We start from the raw sequence: 22,646 nt of genomic DNA on the forward strand, positions 1-22,646 counted from the left end.
ATCCATGAGGGCAACGTCGATGAAACTCATCCGAATATCGGATCGTTACTGGCGGCCTCCCTTTCCCCTACTTCCACCCAGTGTGAGTAAACAGAATGACGTATTTTCAACGAACACAAGACGGTTTGGCCTTGGAGCTGGCTCGGGCACACGTCACTAGGCAAATTCGAAAACACGGCCTTCATCAATTTCTAGCAGGGCGAGTGTGCACTCTTGTTATCATTATCGATCACCAAGAAGATCTGGAATTCTACGAACGCGCGCTTACTGAGATCAAACACTACTGTGCAGGCCCACGCTCCCAAAGGATCATCACAATCGACGAAAAGCAGGCGCAACGCCAAAAACGGTTAAAGCGACCAACCGAGGAATTCTCGTGGGCAAGGCAAACCGTCTTCTTGACGCATAATGAGTTATCATTGCCTGAACACGTATCGGCAACAGTAGACTACGTTGTTACAGTTAAAACCGACGTATCGTTGTGCGAAGCCGTGACCCGGGATCTCAACCATGCTCGTATTGAGTTGTCGAAAATCGATGAGCTTCATACCGTTTCCCTGTGTCGCATCGCGTCATTTATCACTCAAAATTGGACTGAGACGGAGATCAGAAAGAAACTCCATCAATTCACTTGCGTCACAAAAATTTCCCCAGAATACCGAGCAACAGATATCAATCTGGATAATTTAGTTGGATATGGATCGGCTGCAACTTGGGGAAAGTTGCTCGCTAGCGATCTTGGCCTTTACCGTGCCGGTCAGTTACCTTGGTCAGATATTGACCGTGGAATTCTCATCAGCGGGCCGCCAGGTGTCGGAAAGACCCTTTTTGCTCGCGCGCTCGCCAACACATGCAATATTCCACTGTATGCGCATTCGCTGGCTCGCTGGCAATCGCAAGGAAGTTTGGATGACCTGCTGAAAGCTATGCGGTCTGCTTTCGAAGAAGCCAGCAAAAACGCTCCAGCAATTCTTTTTCTAGACGAGATCGACAGCTTCGGTAATCGAGCTAATCTGTCAGGACATAATGCGAATTATGGGCGGCAAGTCATCAATGGACTGCTCGAGCACCTTGATGGTGTCAGCAACAGAGAAGGTGTCTTCGTTGTTGCAGCCACAAATATGCCAGACTTAATTGACCCTGCGATCACCCGCGCCGGACGCATCGAACATCATGTGTCGATCACACTACCCGAACCAGCTGAACGTGAAGGAATTCTTCGATTTCATCTTGGTTGTGACCTCGAAGGCGAGGACATCTCTGACGTGGCGGAAAGTTTGACCGAGGCATCTGGAGCAGATATCGCAAAGTTTGTGCGTCAAGCTCGACATATCGCGCGTTTGGAAAAACGGCCTTTGGCGCTGTCCGATTTGCTGAGATTAAAACCAGCTACTACACCCCTTCAGCCTGACGACATTCACCGTATTGCTGTTCACGAAGCTGGACATGTCGTCGTCGCTCACGCCCTTTCGGATAGCCTCGGCATGGTGCCGGTTTCAGTAATGATCAATCGCGAAGTCCAAAACGGGAATGCTCGTTTGGGCGGCGTCCGAATGCGTAATACAAAGCCCAAGATTGTCAAATTACGAGAAAATTACGACGCCGAGATTTGCAGCTATCTAGGAGGCCTGGCGGCTGAACATGTCATTCTTGGAACTCATTCCGATGGTGGCGGCGGAGTGATTGGTTCAGATCTTTCTATGGCGACCGACATCGCAATCAGAATGGAAGTTTCGTTCGGTCTAGGTGAAAATCTGACATTCTGGGCCTCCCATGACGAGTGCAAGCCTGACTTTCTAAAACACAATATGCAACTGCAGGCCGTTGTCGATAAGACTCTTCAATCCTGTTTTGCCAAGGCATGCAAGATCGTCGAAGATAGACAAGGATCCGTTGTGTCTGTCGCAACTATTTTGGAAAGAAACAGTGAAATCAGTGAGGTCGAACTGAATAAGGTATTGTTTCATCGGGACACTCTCGGTGATTCCGATGCTTTATATTAATCTTGAATACTATTTCATAATTCAAAATTTCCACGGAGTAACGTAAAACGTTATTCGTCGATGGATAATAGGCAGGAAGCGTAGATGAGAGTACGTATTTAAAAATAAGCTGAGACAATGTCCAAAGGTTATTCACTTAAGTAACCTTTTTTCTTCTCTGAAGCAACGCATACCATTCGTCGCCGTTGACTGTACCTGACTTCCACATACAAGTCAGACTTTGCGCCGGAGCATTATACGGAAAGAAAAGAAGCAGGCTTTTATTGCCATAACCTAATAATCTTTCTGAGACCTTCTTTTCATCCCATGTTTCGTCAGCATGTAGTTGACGCCCGATGTCCTCGCAACGAGTTCTGAAATACTTATTCGCTTCAAGTTCTTCGGCGCTATCGCTGAATGCTAGAGGTAGATCCTTTTCGTGCAGATGGGTATATACAATTCCCGTTAGTCCAAGCTTGTTGAGTGCTGTTTGTACTGCGCCCAAACCATCATCCCAGGCCGCGACAAAACAGAATGCCAGTTGGTGGTTGCGCAAAAAGTCGCGTTCAGGATCGAGCGCAAGCCTGCGTTGTTCATTTAGATCAGGCTTTTTTAAACTATCATTGCCAAACCATGACCCTAAAGTATTGGATATTTGACCACCCGACGCACAGAAATCATCAACGAAGATGACTGGTGCATCTCTATTGTCTTTTGCTGCTTCGCTAATCGTAGCATAGAACTTAAATGACGCAGAAACGTCTGCAGCGTAGTATTGAATTATCTGCGAGCTCTCGTTGCCTTGGCTAAGTCCCACTATCGATGCATTTTTGAATTCTGGATTCTTCGCTAAGAATTCATTGATCATCGCGACTACGTCATGTCTCCCAAGAAGTTTGGAGCGTTTCAGCAATTCTAACGCCTGTTCGATATCCGTCGTTTCGAACTGATCGAGCCAAGCCATTGCCTGGCGCTTCATTGTATTTTTTCCACCTGAAGCACCATCATGCCCTTCGTTCTGCGCTAGTTCGGCGATGGTCGCCTGTGTAGCCGAGAAACGATCCGCGAACTCGTCAACTATTTGAACAACATCAGCCTTGCTTAAACGATCTATGACTGGCCGGATGCAACGGGGGCGTCCTCGATAGTATCCAGCCTCACGCAGTTTCAACTTTATCTTTCTGATAGAATCGTTTGTTTGCTTGGCCTCTTCCATCAACCATTCCGGTATCGCAATTTGGTATTTCTTCGCGACGACGGCCTCGGTCGCAATAAATACGTAAGAGGAAATCTCACGCGGAGCGAAAATATACCCTTTGGGAGCTGCTGATACGAATGAACTACTCCAAGCATCTTTGTGGATTCCTGTCTCACCGAACGTTTTGGGCTTACCCTGAGATGGGAAAATATAAGCCCTTCGAAGTTCTTCTTGGGAGGGAAGCATCTTTTTCCTAATGACAACCATGGCTTCAAAAAAGTCTCTGTTAAAAGAAAGCTTCAAGAGCAAAGCAATATTAATTAGCTCATCAACAATTTCTTTATGTAATTCCTCAACAGATGTTCTATCACTCAAAATCCGAACCAAATCATGCATCGCCTTTGTAGTGGCGTCTTCGCCACCGTCAAAACTAGCTGGATTATGAGCGGAAAATGCAAAGGCTCGAACGAATAAATCTCTTTCGCGAAGCCGTTTCAAAATCTCGGAACAATGATTAACTGCCGCATCGACTGAGCTGTCTTGTCCCCGGCCTTTCAGACCTAATTTGCTTCTAAGCCCTTCCTCGTCAGAAAGTACGAGCTCGTCGTCCAAGATTTCGTAGACGAAGGTTATAAGTTGCTTATGATTTACGATCCTAGCGAGGCTATCAACGATTGCACGGATCATCGCTTCTATTGCAACGACTTTTGGATGTTGATAGAGCTTCGAAAAGAGTATCATCTTGGTCAAAAGGAGTTCATCGACTACTGACAACCCACTCCAAGGAAATCCAATCAAGTATACATGGGGGATTTTTGCATTAATATTAGACGCAAGCCTGCTCGGTAATTCAATGGGATGAACTCTTTTGACGGTAATCTTTTGTATCAATCTTGATATGTCGATTATTCCTGGAATGCCCGCCATCGATGCATCGCGCATCATATAGTCAAGCTTGTCCGCATCAAACGGACCGGAGATCAGTTCATGCAGAAGTGGTATTTCTTCGGATATCGATTGTCCAAGAATGCATTTGGCTATTTTATCAACAAACTCCGATATTCGCCCTGCCCAGCTTGATGACGGCAACTGCAAAGATACGTGAACTTCAAAGATTGCCTTTAATACTTTTTCGAATTCATTCGAGCGCACTATATATGATGCCACCATTTCGCTCAGCTTAACGTCTCCACCAACCTTTCTTCGTTCCCTTTGGAGCTCGAGAAGGGTTTTGGCGTCAACCTCAAGTGCATATTCAGAAACATGAGACAGAACCGGGTGCCCAACATCATGGAGCAGCGCAGCCATTCTCAAAACCGTTGTAAGGTCTTGGTCAATTATTGCTTTACCGTATTTCGTTTCCGAGGCTTGATTAATGGCAGTGACGAGTTGATGTGTTTGATACAACACGCCCAGAGAATGCTCAAATCTGGTGTGGGCGGCGGATGGATAAACCCACTGCGCTACCCCAAGCTGGCGTAAATATCTTAGTCGTTGGATTAACGGACTATCAACAATTGCGACTTCAAGCGGAGTAAGTGCGATTGTCCCCCAGACTCTGTCATGAACCTGCTTAGGCGAACTATTTTGTTGAGCTACAACTCTCGCACGAGAGGTGTAAGTAGCGAGATATCTCGCCGCAACGGCGTTCGCGACTTCTTCTATAACGTTCATGGACGCTACGCTCAGTGAGCGACTTCAGAAAGATACTTTGTAGCCATACGACGTAGCGCAGAACCTGGTATTCGGCTTGCTGCGAGAGTCGTCGTGGCACTTTCTGCCAGTACGTCAATGGTGACACGAACAAACTTCGGATTATGAAGCGCTACGTCCTTTAAATCTCTGACCGCCAGGATCGCGTCGCGGAGCGCTGTGCTATCGCCATGATATCGGTCTGGAGTTATCACGAAATCTGGGACAACACCTAAGGCCTCGGCCTGATCAAGCAATTCGTCATATGCTTTTGCAAACTGCTCATCAAGACGAGGGTCATCCAACTGAATTGTTGTTTTCCCCTCAAGGCTCAATGCCGCAAGAAGCCCTTGCACAAACTGTTCGGCACTAATGATCTGCATCGCAATCCCCGTCATTGCTCTATATTGCTCGCCTTAATCCCTTATGTCACGCGCCGGCGAATACAAACCGTCTGCTGCGACAAAATGTCAATATATGACAGATACAATACACCACATTTCGAATCTGCATCACACTCTCCAAACTTACTTATCACATGGTTTCGGTTAAGAAAGAGCGAGTGCGAAATCCATTAGCAATTTAACGCACCTTTGATTATTGGCACTTTTGAAATAACAATTGCGCCTACGCATCAGGGACCCGATGTGTTTCTATTGAACAGCTACTATTCAAAGTATGAATGGTTTAATCTTTTGTAGAATCGAAAATTCGAATACCTCTGACAGCGGAGCCACACGCCAACACGATGTCCTCATTCTTGAAATCGCCATCGGCCTTGATCGCTGCCTGCATAATTTGGCAATTGCGGCAGAAAAGGCGTAGTTCATTAATAGGCCTGCTGTCGCCCCAGTGGTGAAGCGACAGCAGCGCTGCTTTCTCCGCGAGTTGCCATCTAAGCACTGGCAGGTTTACGCAATCGTACCGTCATCGTTGTGGTGACAGTTCAAGTCCGTTGGGCAAAGAAATCCAGATTACCGTCTGCTCCTCCGGTGAATGTCGAGAAAGATGACCTTTGCCATGCGTGTCCATGATCAGCACGAAACTGCCAGTGGAAACGTGGCGCACTTCCCCGTCACTAATATCGTAATCCACTGAACCGTCAAGTCGCTCTGTTAGAACGGGTTCTGGCACTCTATGCCAAGCGACTTCCCGCATCCCTGCGGGTATATAGGAGATACGGACGCGAGAAGCTGGGTAACTGCCGGTGACATCAAAGGGAACAGCGTCGGGATGTACCGAGTGCTTTGTTGTCGGCAATTCGATTTCATCAAAGTGAGATTTGACCTGAGACCCGTATTCTCTCCAGCCGTTGGGAGAATCCGAAGGTCAATCAACTCCAGAAAGTTAACGTTCAGCGCACACGAGAGCTAAGACTGTTCCTTATGCCAGTTGCAACTTCGGTCGTGAATCTTGAGCACAATAACTCTACCAACTTTTTATGGTTAACTCAAATTTAGTTGTTGCAATCAAATCGAAATGCTGCCATATGCAGCGCCCTGAGCTTAATCGCTCAAGCAAAAGGATAACATCACCATGATACGCAAACCGACTACCCAGTGGAGCACAAGCAAGGCCTAGTATTGGCGTCGGTTTAATACCCGATGCGCGATTGCATCGGCTTATCCTTGTGTTCCCCATTTGACAGACTTCGGCCAACCTGGCCACCAAAAGCTATCAGGGGACAGCTATGAATTTTTCTCGTCAAGTATCTCGAATTATCAGTCTTCAACGTGCTGGCCTCGGCTTCATCGCCGATGCTGACGCTTCGCGTTGTGGCTCGAACGCCAGTTATCAGGATGGTCACGGCGTGACCGAGGCTGGGGGTTTGGAAATACCAGGCTCAACCAACTGATCGCGGATCAGCGGGAACCAAGTACTGGCAAGAACCAACACCAGGTTACGCCACCCGCCGTCCCGGCCACAGAAACAATACAACAGCTCGCGGCTTCACTCCATTCAATGATGTCGTCGTTTATCACGAAAGTGAGCTGGAGCATCGTGTTTCGACTTTGCTTCAAGCTCGAACAGACGTCGACGAGTTGCATTCCCAGTTTCCGGTGATGGCATACCTCGACGCTGACAACGTTCAACGGACCCACACCTTTGACTATTTCGTTGTATTGCGCTCCGGACGACGGATGGCAGTTACCGTCAAACAGTTCAAGAAGCGGGCAAAGATGCGCCTGCTTCTCAAACAAGTACGGCAGTCGGGCATGTTGGTCAGAAATGAACACAACGAATTCAGATCGGGGTTCGTGGATGACTTGGCTCTGATCACCGACGTTGACGCAAACATGGACGCCTTCCTGAACGCGTCGGACATTTTGAGAGCGCGCGATTTCTACAATCGCGAGGATCATGCCGAGTTATTGGACCAAGTCCAACATTTCCCCGGACGATTCCGATTTGGCGAGCTGTTTCGAAATTGCACATACCAAGCTCGTCGGTGGACAGCCGCTTGGGCGCTTATTGAACACGGAAATATCAGGCCTTTCCAGCCTGGCAGGATCAGCGATGTTAGCTGGATGACAGTGGCTCGCTAGGTTCTCTGCGCATTGGAAACATAGAGAGGGATTATCATGTACAGCTTAAATTCACAGCCTGCAGTCTTTAGACGATCAATGGTCAACATGTGTTCGAAGGACCGCTTGCACCTGAACGGCAGAAACTGGATTCCGGTCAATCCCAATGGAGATGGCTGGCATCTGAGAAGCGACGACAAGCATGACCGGGAAGTCTTCGTCAGTCACCAAGAGATTTATGACGACCTCTCGGCAAACCGTGGTGCCGTGAAATACGGTTATCACGACATTGAACAGCAGAAGCTACGTATGATTTTTGGCGATAAGCAGTTCAGTGACTTTCCCGAAAAGGCACAGTTCCTCGCACTTTTGCGTGAAAAACTTATCAGAAAATACGACGAGGCATATCCAGAATACAAACGCAGACGGTGGAACCACGACGAGCTTTCCAAAAAACTGCGAGCTTGGTTCTTTGAGATTCAGGATGATCTCGCGCCAAGAGGGAAGCGAGCCGACCAAGCTACGAACGTACCGCGATATGCAACGCCATCGGTTAAAACGTTTTGGCGCGACTACTCTAAATATCATGAGTGTGGCGGCGACGTATTGGCTCTCGTTCAACGTCATCATGGGCCAGGTAAGCATTTTCGCTCGATTGATCCCGAATCCATGGCATTCGCTCAGAAGGAAGCTCAGCGATACATGGAACGCACCCGACTGACCAAGGCTCAAGTATACCGACAGTACCTCGCAGCTCTCGCTGCCGAGAATGCATCGCAAGAAAAGGAGCTGGCAAAAATTTCGCGCACGAAATTTGAATCGATCATCGATGCCTTTGACGAATTTGCAAAGGTTGCCGGTCGCCATGGAGAAGCTCATGCGAAGAAGAAGTTCTCTTCAATTAAGAGATCCTTCGACGTTGAAGTGCCTGGCGAACGCATTGAAATCGATTTTTGGAACGTCGAACTGGTGTCTCTTTTGACGGAAACCGGGATGTGGAACCTACTGCCTGAATCATATCGCTCGCAGATCGGGAGCATTCGCGTTTGGTTTGTGGCCGCAATTGATGTCGCTACGCGTTACGTGTTGGCATTCAAAGCCAGTACGGCCCCGAATGCGTCCAATGCGATTGAAGCTATCAGGATGATCATGATGGACAAGACGTTCATCTCACAACAACTGGATTGTAAAACACCCTGGATCGGCCGCCTTCGCCCTCGATGCATCTACAGCGATAACGGAAGCGAGTTCATCAGTTCACGAACGCAGGAGGTCCTTCGTAACGCTAAGATCGCGTACGTTCAGCCACCCGCTGGCCGTCCGCAGGCGCGTCCATTCATTGAACGCCTGTTCCGTTCAATCGGGCCAATGGTCGCTGGCGAGTTTGATGGTCGTACGTTTGGTTCGATTGCAGAAAAGGGCGATTACAATCCTGAAGCCCATCTCAGTCTTCAAACTGACGAACTAATCAAGCTGTTCACCATCGCAATTTGTGACATCCATCACCGTGCACCACATGCCGGTCTTGGTGGACGTTCGCCTCATGATACATGGGTTCAGAAAACGCAGGTCTATCCGATCAATTTCCCCCCTAGTGATGAAGAGATGCTTCACATTTTCGGTGAGAAAATTGTTCGACGCATTTCAAAGAACGGAATCGTTTTTATGGGAATTCCATATCGGAACGACGAGCTTTCTCGTCTCCATTCGAAAGAGGGCCAGGTTCAGTTCGAAGTAAAATACGACCCAGCAGATCTCCGCACAATCGCGGTCAGGCATCCAAAGGAAGGTTGGTTTCAAGTCGAGAACAAAATCGAGCTGGACGAATCCGTATCACTGGAAGAATGGATTTCAGCGCGCCAAAAATTGCGCATCGCAAATGCGAAAGAATCTGAGTCCGGTTTGGACGCCATGTATTCGGCGCTGAGACTGATGAGAGAATCTGGCGAAACGGCAAGACTGCGAGCAAGACTGAGTCCGAGAACACTTGAGCCTAAGCAGATCGAGACGCTTGAGAGCGAGTTGTACGGCAGTTGGGTCGCGCAACTTAAAGAGAACACAGAAAGCCTTGGATCTGTGGTTTCACTTCCGGGCGATCTGCTTTCACCAACCGGATCCTCAGCGATTGCGGATTATCATTCCAGCCCAACGAAATGGGTATCCTCAACAGCTCTGGAAACCTCTCCTAGCGTTGTACGCGTACCGAGCAACATGACCAATTCCGGGCTTGAAACAACGGAGCTGGTATCAAACGACGACTATTACGACGACTACATTTAAAGGCAGGAAACCAATGTATAACAGTAAGCGGGTAGACTATCCCACGTATCTTTCGTCGGTGAGATGGGCGATTTTCTGCATGAATCATGCGGAGAATCCTATGAGCGACGGTGTGAATCAGACCCGGACATTCGAGGTTTTGACGGCGGAGCCTGTGCGAAGCCGACGGCGGCCACGAGACTGGTCGGATGACGAGAAGGCGCGGATTGTGGCTGCGTCGTTGCAGCCCGGGGCCAACGTCTCGGCGGTTGCACGGTCTGAAGGACTGGATCCCTCGCAGCTTTATGGATGGCGTCGTAAGGCGCTTGCGTCTGGTGTTGTTTCACCAGTAACAGCGGGACCGGCCAGTCCGGCCAGATTTGCACGTGTTGAAACGACGTGTAGCGCTTCGATCGATATTGTTGTCGCCGACATGGTAGTTCGCGTCGGTTCAGCCTTCGATCCGGATCACCTGGTGAAGGTTCTGAGGGCGGCTCGCAAGGCATGATTTCCAGCGGTGTGGTGGTTTATGTGTCCTGTCAGCCCGTCGACTTCCGCAAGGGAGCCGCTTCCCTGATGGCAGTTGTCCGTGATGGCGGTCTCGACCCGTTCAATGGTGCGCTTTATGTCTTCCGGTCAAAACGTGCCGACCGGGTCCGGATTGTGTGGTGGGATGGCAGTGGCGTTTGCCTTTATTCGAAAACGCTTGAGGACCGTGGCTTTTGCTGGCCGGGCCTGTCAGTTGCGAGGATACGTCTGGATCATTCCCAGCTCATGGCTTTGTTGGCTGGAATGGACTGGAAAAAGATCCGCCCGAACAGGACAAGACGCCCTTTGCTGACAGGATGACAACGCCTGCGGCAAGATGATTCATGATGCTGTAATGGTTGGGAAAACGGCCGCTTTTATGCTCTACTCAGCCTCATGGATTTACCGCTTCACGATCTGCCGGATGACGTTGACGCACTGAAAGCTATGGTGCTCGCAATGGCACGTGAGCAGGCTGAAAAGGAAGCCCGGTTGAAGGCTGCTGAAGCTGAGATTGCCCGGCTGGAGGCAGTGGAGAAGAGCGCCAACGAACGGATTGCCAACCTGACATCCATCATGAAGGTTTTGCAGCGCGCCCAGCACGGCCGGCGCTCCGAACGATTACACCTTGGTGTTAGCGATGAACAGGTATCGTTTGCTTTCGAGGAAGTGGAAACCGGTCTCTCGGCGATCCAGAGCGAACTTCACGATGCGGCCAGGGACAAGCCGAAACGGGCATCACGTCCGCGCAAGGGCTTTGCCGCTCATCTCGAACGCATTGAGGAAGTCATCGAACCGGAGATTCCGGCTGGTTGCGAGGGTCTGGAAAAGGTCCTGATCGGCGAGGATCGCTCGGAACGCCTGGACGTCGTGCCCCCGAAGTTCCGGGTTGTCGTGACACGTCGCCCCAAATATGCATTCCGGAACCATGATGGTGTGGTTCAGGCGCTCGCGCCTGCACATATTATCGAGAGCGGTTTGCCGACAGAGCGCCTGCTCGCCTATATAGCCGTTTCCAAGTATGCCGATGGCCTTCCACTTTACCGTCAGGAGGCAATCTATTTGCGCGATGGCGTCGAGATCAGCCGGAGTTTGATGGCGCAATGGATGGGGCATCTGGGCTTCGAGCTTCAGATATGCGCCGATTATATCCTGGAGCGGGTCAAGGAAGGTGAAAGGGTCTTCGCCGATGAGACGACCTTGCCCACTCTGGCTCCCGGTTCGGGAAAAGCCACCAAGGCATGGCTTTGGGCCTATGCACGCGATGATCGCCCCTATGGTGGGAGCAGTCCACCAATGGTGGCCTATCGTTTTGAAGACAGTCGGGGCGCAGAATGCGTGGCGCGGCATCTTGCCGGGTTCAACGGAATCCTGCAGGTGGACGGATATGGCGCCTATACGAGCATGATCAAGGCGCAAGCCAAGGCTGGGCGCAACGAACAGATACAGCTCGCAGGCTGCTGGGCACATCTGCGCCGCAAATTTTACGATCTGCACGTCAGCGGGATCTCGCAGGCTGCAACAGATACGGTCACCGCCATGACCAAATTGTGGAAGATCGAAGATGAGGTTCGCGGCAAGAATGCCGACATCCGCGCCGCGTTCCGTCAGGAACAGTCTGAAACCATTGTCGCCCGCCTCTTCGACCGGTGGGAAAAGGAACTGGGTAAAGTCTCGGGCAAGTCCAAAACCGCCGAGGCGATCCGCTACGCGTTCACCCGGCGCGAGGCACTGGAGCGCTTCCTCACCGATGGCCGGGTCGAAATCGATAGCAACATTGTCGAGCGTGCGATCAGACCACAGACAATCACGAGGAAAAACAGCCTGTTTGCCGGAAGCGAAGGCGGCGGACGGACCTGGGCTACACTGGCCACGCTTCTCCAGACATGCAAAATGAACAGCGTCGATCCGCTTGACTGGCTATCCCAAACACTAAGCCGCATTGCTCAAGGCTGGCCTGTAACCGAAATCGAAGCTCTTATGCCTTGGAACTTCAAGTCTAACGCCATCGGCTGACCGCTTACGTATAACACCAGATTGAAGGAAATTAAGAAACAGATTTACGCAACTTACCTAGAGGGGCCCCGCGATCAGAAACTGCGGGCCATGTTGCGGGCTATGGTCGAGAACGTATCGGATTGTTTCGATGGAGGCGGCTCACGGCAACGCGCACTATTCCTGATTGGCAATTCTGGCAGCGGAAAAACTTTCTCACTGAAACACCATTTCGCGCTTATTCAAGAATTTCAGCCCTTTCAAAACGAGTACGGTGAGACGGTCAGCCCCCTTCTGAGTATCGAAGCGCCAAAGCCCTGTACTATGAAGGGCTTTGCTATCGCTGTGCTGGAAGCTCTGGGGTTACCAGCCAACCCTAAGCAGACAGAAGGTAGCTTGTACGTATTAGTAAAGGCGCAGATCAAGGCGCGAGGAGTGCTGTATCTTCATGTGGACGAAGCTCAGCACCTCATCCGTCACAATAGCACTTCAGCCATCCAGGACGTTCAGGATGGCCTGAAGAGCCTTATGCAGATCCCAGATTGGCCGCTACACATCATCTGCTCCGGTGTGAACGAACTCGCTCATTTACTCCAGAACGACCAGCAACTCGCAAACCGTAGTCGTGTGCTTCGTTATAGGGAGCAGTCACCTGATACCGATAAGGAATGGATCGAAGCCTCAATTCAAAAAATCGCCGTCGACATTAGTGGCCTTAAGGTCCCAGCGGAGTTACTGGAAGACGACTTTATTGGACGGCTTTGTCATTCAGCGATGGGTGGATTTGGTAAAATCGTAGAGACGATTCAAGCGGCTTGCATTCTCGCATTGCAGAAAGACAAACCACAACTTGAAACGGGTGCTTTTGCTCAAGTTTATCAAGACTTCAGCGGATGTCTGCCGGGAAGCAATATTTTCCGCGTCCCCCGTTGGTCGGAGATTTCGCCAGAACATGTCCTTGCGGACCTGCCATCAATTGGCACGAAAAAAGGAGGGACAAAACAATGACATTGCCGGTTACCCTGTCCTTTCATGAAGACGAAAGTCTGATCAGTCTGGTATCCCGGCTGGCGCGTGCGAATGGTTATACTACGATGCAATCGTTTCTGGAATCCACGTACACCAACCGCGAAGCAATTGTCCGTGGAGACCACGTCGCGCTTGCTGAAATCTCGGAGCTTTCAGGATTTTCAATCGAGCGCCTGGCAAACACAAGCGCTGTTCATCAGCGCCCTGGTTCGAACTGGAAGCTGGGCTACGCTATTTTCAATAAAGAAATGCGGCCAGGCAAGATGCTCCGATACTGTCCACATTGTGTTCTTGATGACATTGATCGGCAACCAGGTCGCTCCATCGCCAAGCCCTATGCACGCTCGTGGTGGAGCTGTCGCGGTATTGAAGGATGTCCAGAGCATGGGGGTAAGTTGGTCGAGCATCTTGTAACCTCTTTTGACCAGCGCGACGACTTTGCTACGTTCGTCGATCAAAATGTCCAGACCATCCGCAATCAGGCGCGCAATCATCAGCTAAGCTCGGCACCCTTGATGGATCGGTTTCTGCGTGACCGCATTTTCAAGCGTGCCGAAGGCAACGATCTGGTCGACACATTGGATGTCCATATCGTTGCTGAGCTTTCAGGGTACTTGGGTACATTCATTGCGATTCATAAGCTGACTGACCTTCAGGACGAGGCGACGGACCAGCGTGAATGGGGATTTAGGCTTATCTGCAAAGGGCAGGCAGAACTGGAGCGCACTATCATTGAAACCATTGACCAGAAGAGACCGATGGCTCGCTTTGTACTCGACTTTTTTGGACCCATCATGCTTTGGCTTCGAAGGAACCAATCCAAGCCAGCCTATGAACCCGTGATTACGCTCTTCCAGGAAATTGCTGAAAGAAATATGCCTTTCGGACCAGGCATGGAATTCGTTCGCCCTATTGAAAGGAGATACCTATTTTGCGTGAATTCGGCTCACGAGGAGTATGGTATTCACAAGGAGCGAATTAAAGCTTTGATCATTCAACATGGGTTGACCACGCGACTCCAGCTTCATAACTCATCGATTTATTTTGACGCTGAGAAAGCTCGTTCGATATTTGAAGAGGCAAATGCGACCGTCAACGGCAAAGAAGCAGCGTCGATCTTGGGAGTAGGAGAAGCAAGTTTTAGGAAGCTTATCGAAGCTGGAATTCTGGGGAGTTCGGAACTAAGAAAAAAACGAGACCATCTACATATTCTTAAATCCGATTTTCAGGACTTTGTGGCGAAGCTGACTAAGAACGCTGAAAAGTGTAGCGAGGAAAATCCCGAATGGCGAGCGCCCGTAAAACGGAGGGCCTTTGGCCTTACTTTCCCACAGATCATTGAAAAAATTATCGAAGGACATGCCAAAGTCCGTATCATGCCGGGTTCGGAGGGTCTTCTGAAACGGTTGAGAGTGCACTTCGATGTAGTAAAACCAATTAAAGCCTATACCCCGGTGGAGGACGAAACGCATGCCTCTCATGCATTGGCGAGTCATCTATTGGGCGCATCCGGCATTACGTTGAGCGAACTTATCAAAAAGGGATATGTACGAGAAAAGCCCGCATATCGTCGTTCCCTTCGTCTCGTGGAAAAATCTTCGATCCGCGAGTTTAAAGAGCATTATATTTCCCTAACCAACCTTCGTGAAATCTTGGGTATCAACCGCTCTGGAATGAAAAAACATCTAGCCGACTTGGGCCTTTTCCCTCTGCTCGGGCTAAACACCAATTTCACTAGCTACTATTCGCTTTCAGATTTGCGGAAAAAGAATCTGATTTAAATCTAAAATCATCGAGCAGCAGTTTTAGAGCCCGCTAAGCGGGCTTTTTTTGTCCTCTGGTCAAAAAGCGGACAAATCAAACGCAACGAAACACCAACACCTATTTGAAGGAACCAGAAAAAATGCAACAAAATCAATGGATCATTCAACGAAAAAGACAAACCAAGGCGGCATTTACAGCACCCCGGCGGACCGGAAGCGCAAGGCAGCAATGTCAGACAGCCTCGCGGGGACGTGGTGCGGCCAATAAAAAACCGCCGGAACGCTTTCGATCCGGCGGTCTGTCTTGAACGATTCAGGCCCGAAAGGTTCGGGCCGCAGGTCAGGCGGCAGAAGATGTCGCCGGTGCGGAAGCGACCGGGGTTCTCGACCGTGCGGGAGCAACCTTCTTCTTCGGCTTCGGCAGCAAACCTTCGCGCTGTGCCCTCTTCTTGGCATCCTTGCGCGCCCGGCGAATAGCCTCGCCCTTCTCGCGCACACGCTTTTCCGAAGGCTTTTCATAAGCCCTGCGTTCTTTCAGTTCACGGAGAATTCCCTCGCGCTGCATCTTCTTCTTGAGGACGCGCAGCGCCTGATCGACATTATTGTCTCTTACCAATACTTGCAATTCAGCTCCTTTCTCAGCCGCGCACAAACCGACAAAATCCAATCATTTCATCGTGTTGCCACGGCCACCTCAATTCACTCGCTTGTATGACCGCACAGAGCGGCTACGGGGCTCGCCTGTCGCGCTCGAGGCGCGCGGCTTTCAATCGCTCCGTCTTGGCATCCACCGCGGCTTTTTCGTGCTGCAGGATAGCCTTTGCCGTTTTGTCGGTAATGGCGTTCTTGGCTTCCATCCGCGAAAGCGGTTTCTTGAACAGCGTGTCCTTGGTCAGTCCTGCCGATTTTTGTTCGAGCATTCTACTTACTCCCGGTCAAAAGCCGCTTCACACTTGGGATGCATTTGAAAATAAAAAAGGCCGGGAAAACCCGACCTTTCAATCGCCTCAACAATCAGTGCCAGTACATCCGTGGTCAAAGATCGGAGACAATCACTTTGCGCCCGAGTTAAAGCGCCTGAAGATTATCGGCGGCCTTCTTGCCGGAACGGCGATCCGCCACCAACTCGAAGCTCACCTTCTGACCTTCATTGAGCGTATGCATGCCTGCACGCTCAACTGCAGAAATGTGAACGAACACATCCGGCGAACCATCCTCAGGCTGAATAAACCCAAAGCCCTTGCCGCCATTAAAGAATTTTACTGTTCCGTTTGCCATAGAGAATTCCTTTCAATTCGCATGGTTGGAAGATAACGAAATAATTTTCGTCGCGTTTTACGAAATTGAAAGAAAAGTCACGACGCCTGGTGCGCCTTGTCGTTCGATGACAAAATCGATTTTTAATAGATATACCCTTATTACCCCCACTACAAGGGCATCGAGCCAAATTTATTTTTTCACCATCAATCCGACTTCGTTATAATTCTTTCAAGAAGAGCGGAAAAGCGTCCGAATTAACATAAAAATTACCAAAAAATATTGGATTTTCTCGGCCAGATAGAGGCTTTCAATTCGCATGCGACCATGAAGAAAGGCGGCAGAATTGCCGCCTTTTCCATCTCTTTCCAACTGGCCTTACTTGACCCATACGACGCGGCGCGTCTGCGTATCGATCAGGGCCGGGCGATCTTCCACATAGACATAGGAATATGCCGGCTGGTCGGGTACGGCGACGAGAGGCACATCCTGTGGAATTATCGTTCCTTCAGCGATGCCTCCTTCGATGACGACCGGATCGACGGGGTTGGTTTCGATATAGGTCACGATTTCAGTCGGCACCGGCGGCCCGGCATTCGGCCCCTCGGCATAATAGACGACCCGGCGGTTCTGCATGGACACGATTACCGGCTCGCCATTGACATAGATATAGCCGAAATCCGGATTGTCCGGGATCGGATGAACGGCGATTGCGTCGGGCAGGACATAACCATCGCTTATTTCGCCTTCGATAACGACGGGCTCCGATGGATTTGCGATGACATAATCGCGTGCCGCTTGCGGCACTTCGACAAGTACCCGATCTTGCGCCAGCGCAATACCCGAGCCGGCAAGAAACACCGCTGCGGTCAGAACAAGAGCCTTTTTCATTTTCAGCCTCACTTTCGCATCAGAGCGTGTTTGACCTGATCTGAATCCGGCCAGCGCTCTGTCGGTTCGTTTTGACACGCATCCGAAAAACCACTTTGCGGATGCGTTATCGGTCGCAAGGCTGAAATAACCGGTGTGAAGCGCGCAGGTTCCCGCCGGGGGCACACTTCGTGCGACAGGCTGAAACAAAGAGGCCTTGGAAGTCCCTCCCACGAGGCTGGGACGCTAACCCCGGCCTGATCAAATCGGCGGGCGTGCCATTCGCGCCAGAATGGCCCGAAGTTCCTCGACGGACCGGTCTATCTCGTTCTTCTTCTTCTCAAGTTCGTGGAGCTTTTCCTTGAAGCGCTGGCGCAGGTTCTCGGTCTCGGCGGGATCGGTAATTCCGTTTTCCCACACGCCGATCAATTGCCCCATTTCGCCGAGCGTGAAGCCGATGCGGCGCCCGAACAGGACGAGCCGCAGTCTCGTATGGTCCTTGGCGTCGTAGAGCCGTGTCACACCCGCACGGCGTGGACTAAGCAATCCCTTATCTTCATAAAAGCGCAAGGCCCGCAACGTCAGGTCGAATTCCTCGGAAAGATCGCCGATCCGATATAATTGACCGCCTGTCTGGTTCTCCCTCCGCGCATTACCACCTGCGCCGGTCAGCAGATCCGCAATCGCTACATCTGCCGCCTGTTCCGGCGCGTTCGACCGTTTACTCATGTTCTACCCTGTTTCCGCCCCCGGAAACCCCGGTCACCGCACGCATGCGCGATGGAACCAATATTGATGACAGCTCACATTGACACTGCTGTCAGTGCGGCAGCTTCGTTTACATTCGCCGCCGCAACTCACTCGCCTGCCATGCTTGATTGATCCGCTTTCATGCCGCCCGGTGTTCGGCATGCCGTGTCCGGTCCGCTCAACCGTGAGATGCCGTGCCGCACCCACGAAAGCATTCACTTAGCTGCATATATTAACGAGTTGTTTACCACGTTTGTACAAATGTAGGCAGAGCAAATTCTTGCCAGTTGCGTTGGCGAAATTTGCCCCGGCGGTCTCTATCATTGGAAAAAGTGAATTTCTCATGGCAAACCCAGATCTGGCGTCAGGTTCACGATCCATCATCGACGAATTGAACGCCCGCCGTGAGCGCCGGGCGCCTTCGCCGGCGATGGAAGAACTCAATCGCACATTGGCAAGCCTGGAAAAGCGCCTGAAGGATCTGGAACAGGACAGTGCTCCCGATATGCGCAACATTCTGCGCTCGGAACGCCAGCCCGCCCGCTATCCGGACGAAACCGTAACGGGCCTTGCCGAAATCGCCGAAAACCTGCGCCGCATGCGCGAAAGCCATGAAGAGCCGCTGCCTTATGCATCCAATGTCGAGGTCAGCCGCGCCAGCCGCGAAATGACCCGCCTTCAGCGCGCCGCAAGCGAAGAAGGGCTCTCGCAAAGGGTAAGCGAAGACTTCGAACGCATCAGCGACAGCGTGCGCCATCTTGCAGACCGTAGCAGCGAGGCCAATGCACAGGCGCTCCGCCGCCAGCTCGATGAGCTCAACCGCACCGTCCAGGGCCTTGCCCGCGAGGAAACCCTGCATCGCCTCAACAACCGCTGGGATCGCTTCGACGCCCGTTTCGAGGCATTCGAGCAGCGTCACAACGCTGTCGATCCCGCGCTGGACGCCATCGGCTCGCGGCTTGAGCAGGTGCGCGACGCAATCGGGACCTTGCCGCAATCGAACCGTTTGAGCGCGATCGAAGACCGCATCAGCCAGCTGGCAAACTCCATCGAGGAATCGCTGAGCCCGCAACACGCCGCGTCGCTCGAACAGAACCGTCTCCAGCAGATCGACGAGAGGCTGGACGAAATCAGCCGCGCCATCATCGCGACAAGCCGCGCACAGCGGCCCGATCAGGACGGCGCGCGCCGGCTGGAACGGATCGAAGGGCGTCTGGCGGAACTTGCGGACCAACTCGCCACTTCGGCCACGCAGCAGAATTCCGACGCGCTTTACCGCAAGCTGGGCGAACTTTCCTCACGCATCGACGGGCTTTCGAGCGGTTCGGCGCTGCCGGATGGCGTCATCGACCAGCTCGCACACCAGATCAACCTGCTCGCCAATCAGGTTGGCAAGGTGATGGAAAATCTCAGCCAGTCCGACTATCACGCCGTTGAAGCGCGTCTTGAAGCCATCGGCCAGAAGCTCGAAGCAGCCGAGCGCCGGTCGGAGGAGCCGCATCCTCTGGTTCTGGACAAGATCGACCGCCGCTTTGCGGAACTGACCGAGCGTCTCGACGCGCAATATGCCACGCAGCATGTCGACCCCAGTGCGCTCCATACGCTGGAAGGCCGGATCGACGATCTTTCGCAGCAGATTTCGCAGGGTCTCCTTCAGGCACCGGCCTATGACGGACCGGGGCTGGACGTGAAGGCGATCCGGAGCCTTGAGGACCAGATTGCCAACATCGCCCACCACCTTGCGCAACCGGTGGCCGAGATTGCCGAACTGAAGCCGCGTCTCGATTCCATCGAGCGTTCCATCGCCTCCAATCGCGAAACGGTGCTCGATGCAGCGCGCGAGGCGGCGGAAAGCGCCGTTGCACGCGTTCTGCAGCACGGATCGCACAATGACAGCGTGATTGCCCGGCAGCTGGCCGAGGACATGAAATCGCTGGAAGCGCTGGCGCGCAATTCCGACGAGCGCAACGGCAAGACATTCGAGACCGTCCATGACACGCTGGTCAAGATCGTCGACCGTCTGGCCAGACTGGAGCAGGACGTCGCGGGTCGATCGGACGGCGAAAGGCTGCCCTCCCCCAATTCAGGTTCGCAGCGCCCGTCGGCAACGCGGTCACCAGCCGCAGCGGCTGCGGCAGCGGCATTTGCAACCGTCCAGAGCGAAGCCGGTCCCGCCGACACGCGAGCAGACGTCACGGCTGAAAAGTCCTCGCTCTTCGGCGGTTTCGCCAAAGCGATACGCGGTCGCCGCGCCGACAAATCCGCCGGTAAGAGCGACGAAGTGCTCGAAGCAAATGCCTTCGACGCGACATTCAACACCCCTGCTTTCGACAGCGAACTGGCTGCCGTGGAAGCGATCACCCGCAAGGAACCCGAGCTGGAACGGACGCCGTCCCCTCGCCCCGAGGGTGAAGGCATGCCGGACCTCAATTCGATCATGAAGCGGGTGCGTGAAGAACGCCGCCAGCGCGAAGATGCTGCCGATGCCGCACTTGCCGCCAACGGCAAGGTGGACTTCATAACCGCCGCCCGGCGCGCCGCCCAGCTTGCCGCCGCCGAGTCCGAGCAGCTTCAGAGGGGTGCGGCGAAGCGCACGAACAAGAAGAAATCGTCCGTTGGCGACATGATCCAGCGCCAGCGCAAGCCTATCCTGATGGCCATCGGCGCCGTGATGATCGCCATGGCCGGACTCCAGATCGGTTCTGCATTCCTCAACCGCGACGAGCCGGTGGAAACGGCAATCGATACCGCGCCAGCGCAGATGGACACCACTGCCGCAGACACGACGCCTGCGCCAGCGGACGAAATCGCCGCCAAGATCACCGCCGACACCACGCCCGCAGCACAGCCATCCTCTGAAACTGCACCTGTGGCGCCAGCTCCGATCACCGAACCGCGCGAGGAAAAAGCAGCGCAGGCCGACGAGCAACAGGCTGCGATGGAAATCCCGGCGCAGGTTGAACAGCCTGCCGCAACAGCGACGGAAACGACCGCCAATCCGGTGCAGTCCGTGGAAAAGACGGCAGCGACCGAGCCCGCAGCCCAGCCTCAAGCCGCCATTCCGCCAGTGCCGGAAGAAGCCGGTCCGGCAGCGCTTCGTGAAGCCGCCGCCAAGGGCGACGCGCGCGCGCTCTTTGAAGTCGGCAACCGTTACATGGAAGGCCGCGGCGTTGCCGCCGACTTTGCCAAGGCGGCACAGTGGTACGAGATTTCGGCAGGTCAGGGCTTTGCCCCCGCGCAGTATCGTCTCGGCAACTTCAACGAAAAGGGCCTTGGCATGCCCCGCGATCTGGACAAGGCCAAGACCTGGTACCAGCTCTCGGCCCAGCAGGGCAATGCGAGCGCGATGCATAATCTCGCCGTACTTTTTGCAACCGGCGCCAATGGCAACCCGGACAATTCTTCAGCCGTGCGCTGGTTCACCGATGCGGCTGAACTCGGCGTCAAGGACAGCCAGTTCAATCTCGGTATTCTTGCCGCCAAGGGCCTTGGCATGCCGGTCAATCTGGAAGAAAGCTACAAGTGGTTCTCGCTTGCCGCCAATGCCGGTGACAAGGACGCTGCCGACAAGCGCGACCAGATCGCCAAGGCGTTGAAGCCGGAGCAATTGGAACGCGCCAAGGATATGGTGAAGCTGTGGAAGGCGAAGCCGCTCGATCAGGCGACCAATTCCATCGACGTTCCAGATGCGTGGACCGAAGCAAAGCCTGTCACCACCGGTTCGGTGGACATGAAGAAGGCCGTCCGCAACATCCAGCTCATCCTTCAGAAAAACGGTTATGACATCGGCACAGCCGACGGGGTTATGGGCGGCAAGACCCGCGCCGCGATTGCGGCGTTCCAGAAGGCAAACGGACAGAAGCCCACCGGCGATGTCGACCAGAAACTGGTTCAGCTCCTGCTTGAAAAGAACAAGTAACTCATTGGAGCCATAAGGATATCTGCAAGGGCGGCCCAGGCCGCCCCTCCTGCGTTTCGTCCGCATTCTTCTGAAAGAAGTGACAGGTTGATCCGACTCGTTGAGGCTTATTATCTACACCCTATCAACGAGGGGATAGACTATGCTCTTGCATGTAAACAACGACATGGAAAACGGTATCATCGCGAAAATCCCTCTCGCGCTCGACAAAGATATCAAGAATTTCCAGGGGGATGCGATCGACTTTGAAATCTCCTCCGGCGACAAGCAGCTTATCCCCGCCGAAGACATTCATCCCTACAAATCCATTTTCAAGGTGCTTTCCGGCAGTTCTGAACTGAAGAACATCTTCATAGCCGTATCGTTTAATGCGAATTTCACCACGCCGGACGGCAAGAAAACCTGCCTGACGCGATCCAGCCCGATGGAAGACTGGAATGTGATGAATGGCAGCTATTATGCCGAAAGCATGAACTGCTTCGGCTTCAAATCCAGCAGCCGTTTTGCCGGGAATTTCAGTGTCAACCTGACCAACCCCTATCTTTACATCATCAAGAACGGCAGTCTGACCGACAGCAAGATGTCGGACAATATTTCAATCCGTGCGCAGTTTTATCCGTCGTCCGGCCATTCGGTCATCACGCCGAAAGAAGATATCAATATCGTCATCAGCAATCGCCAGAACGCAGCAGACTGATTCATTGTGCATCAGCGCCGCTATCTCTGATAGTATATCCCATATAATAGGTAGGATTATCTTGAGAAAAGCTGTTTTCGATGATCTCGGGCGCTCTTTTTGTTGTTCTTGAACAACACCCCGGATTTTTCCTTCAATATAGTCCTGCAAGGTAACCTTATCGGCAATCGGCGTTTGACTTC

The 22,646-nt window shown here is 52.4% G+C and carries 17 protein-coding genes; 10 read left to right on the forward strand and 7 right to left on the reverse strand.

Going from position 1 to position 22,646, the window contains the following annotated elements:
• Window positions 1–95 precede the first annotated feature (95 nt).
• A complete protein-coding gene (locus tag ABWW28_RS21485; protein ID WP_176587527.1) occupies window positions 96–2,003 on the forward strand; it encodes an AAA family ATPase in 1,908 nt (635 codons plus the stop codon).
• A 136-nt stretch (window positions 2,004–2,139) separates the two neighbouring features.
• On the opposite strand, the gene ABWW28_RS21490 is transcribed toward ABWW28_RS21485, so the two are convergent.
• Both ABWW28_RS21490 and ABWW28_RS21495 read right to left on the reverse strand, forming a co-directional pair.
• Window positions 2,140–4,854 (reverse strand): phosphoribosyltransferase-like protein, encoded by a 2,715-nt coding sequence (locus tag ABWW28_RS21490; RefSeq protein ID WP_176587526.1) that lies wholly within the window; start codon window positions 4,852–4,854, stop codon window positions 2,140–2,142.
• Window positions 4,855–4,865: 11 nt separating this feature from the next.
• Window positions 4,866–5,255 (reverse strand): hypothetical protein, encoded by a 390-nt coding sequence (locus tag ABWW28_RS21495; protein ID WP_176587525.1) that lies wholly within the window; start codon window positions 5,253–5,255, stop codon window positions 4,866–4,868.
• Between the two features lie 1,758 nt (window positions 5,256–7,013).
• Here ABWW28_RS21495 and ABWW28_RS21500 point away from each other — a divergent pair.
• The 7 genes from ABWW28_RS21500 (at window position 7,014) to ABWW28_RS21530 (ending at window position 14,989) form a co-directional block, all read left to right on the forward strand.
• Window positions 7,014–7,418, forward strand: coding sequence for a hypothetical protein (locus ABWW28_RS21500; RefSeq protein WP_176587524.1), 405 nt, complete (start codon window positions 7,014–7,016; stop codon window positions 7,416–7,418).
• 36 nt (window positions 7,419–7,454) lie between these two features.
• Window positions 7,455–9,677, forward strand: coding sequence for a TnsB C-terminal domain-containing protein (locus ABWW28_RS21505; protein ID WP_176587523.1), 2,223 nt, complete (start codon window positions 7,455–7,457; stop codon window positions 9,675–9,677).
• Window positions 9,678–9,777: 100 nt separating this feature from the next.
• Window positions 9,778–10,164, forward strand: a complete 387-nt coding sequence (locus tag ABWW28_RS21510; RefSeq protein ID WP_100649049.1) for a transposase — start codon at window positions 9,778–9,780, stop codon at window positions 10,162–10,164.
• Window positions 10,161–10,505, forward strand: coding sequence for an IS66 family insertion sequence element accessory protein TnpB (tnpB, locus tag ABWW28_RS21515; protein ID WP_100649048.1), 345 nt, complete (start codon window positions 10,161–10,163; stop codon window positions 10,503–10,505). Before ABWW28_RS21510 ends, tnpB begins: the two co-directional genes overlap by 4 nt.
• A gap of 75 nt (window positions 10,506–10,580) precedes the next feature.
• The gene (tnpC, locus tag ABWW28_RS21520; protein WP_279719058.1) at window positions 10,581–12,200 is read left to right on the forward strand and encodes an IS66 family transposase; all 1,620 of its coding nucleotides are present in this window, start codon (window positions 10,581–10,583) and stop codon (window positions 12,198–12,200) included.
• Between the two features lie 21 nt (window positions 12,201–12,221).
• Window positions 12,222–13,187 carry a TniB family NTP-binding protein gene (locus tag ABWW28_RS21525; protein ID WP_353392049.1) on the forward strand — a complete coding sequence of 322 codons (966 nt, stop codon included), beginning with the start codon at window positions 12,222–12,224 and terminating at the stop codon, window positions 13,185–13,187.
• Entirely contained in the window at window positions 13,184–14,989 is a 1,806-nt protein-coding gene (locus ABWW28_RS21530; RefSeq protein ID WP_176587521.1) for a TniQ family protein, read from the forward strand. The genes ABWW28_RS21525 and ABWW28_RS21530 overlap by 4 nt, the downstream gene beginning before the upstream one ends.
• Window positions 14,990–15,311: 322 nt before the next feature.
• Here ABWW28_RS21530 and rpsU read toward each other — a convergent pair whose 3' ends face one another.
• From rpsU to ABWW28_RS21555, 5 genes are all read right to left on the reverse strand, one after another.
• Window positions 15,312–15,596 (reverse strand): 30S ribosomal protein S21, encoded by a 285-nt coding sequence (gene rpsU, locus ABWW28_RS21535; RefSeq protein WP_025090998.1) that lies wholly within the window; start codon window positions 15,594–15,596, stop codon window positions 15,312–15,314.
• A gap of 103 nt (window positions 15,597–15,699) precedes the next feature.
• A complete protein-coding gene (locus ABWW28_RS21540) occupies window positions 15,700–15,891 on the reverse strand; it encodes a hypothetical protein (RefSeq protein WP_006469319.1) in 192 nt (63 codons plus the stop codon).
• Window positions 15,892–16,039: 148 nt separating this feature from the next.
• Window positions 16,040–16,249 (reverse strand): cold-shock protein, encoded by a 210-nt coding sequence (locus ABWW28_RS21545; RefSeq protein WP_006470569.1) that lies wholly within the window; start codon window positions 16,247–16,249, stop codon window positions 16,040–16,042.
• 357 nt (window positions 16,250–16,606) lie between these two features.
• A complete protein-coding gene (locus ABWW28_RS21550) occupies window positions 16,607–17,119 on the reverse strand; it encodes a DUF1236 domain-containing protein (protein WP_025090997.1) in 513 nt (170 codons plus the stop codon).
• A gap of 240 nt (window positions 17,120–17,359) precedes the next feature.
• Window positions 17,360–17,827, reverse strand: coding sequence for a MerR family transcriptional regulator (locus tag ABWW28_RS21555; protein WP_176587520.1), 468 nt, complete (start codon window positions 17,825–17,827; stop codon window positions 17,360–17,362).
• Between the two features lie 364 nt (window positions 17,828–18,191).
• Here ABWW28_RS21555 and ABWW28_RS21560 point away from each other — a divergent pair, with 364 nt between their 5' ends.
• Together ABWW28_RS21560 and ABWW28_RS21565 are read left to right on the forward strand one after the other, a co-directional pair.
• Window positions 18,192–21,767: a peptidoglycan-binding protein gene (locus ABWW28_RS21560; RefSeq protein WP_353392053.1), complete on the forward strand. Its 3,576-nt coding sequence runs from the start codon at window positions 18,192–18,194 to the stop codon at window positions 21,765–21,767.
• A gap of 142 nt (window positions 21,768–21,909) precedes the next feature.
• Window positions 21,910–22,464, forward strand: a complete 555-nt coding sequence (locus ABWW28_RS21565) for a hypothetical protein (RefSeq protein ID WP_006469327.1) — start codon at window positions 21,910–21,912, stop codon at window positions 22,462–22,464.
• Window positions 22,465–22,646 lie beyond the last annotated feature (182 nt).

Source organism: Brucella sp. NBRC 14130 (genome assembly GCF_040371715.1).
Classification (GTDB): Bacteria; Pseudomonadota; Alphaproteobacteria; order Rhizobiales; family Rhizobiaceae; genus Brucella; species Brucella intermedia.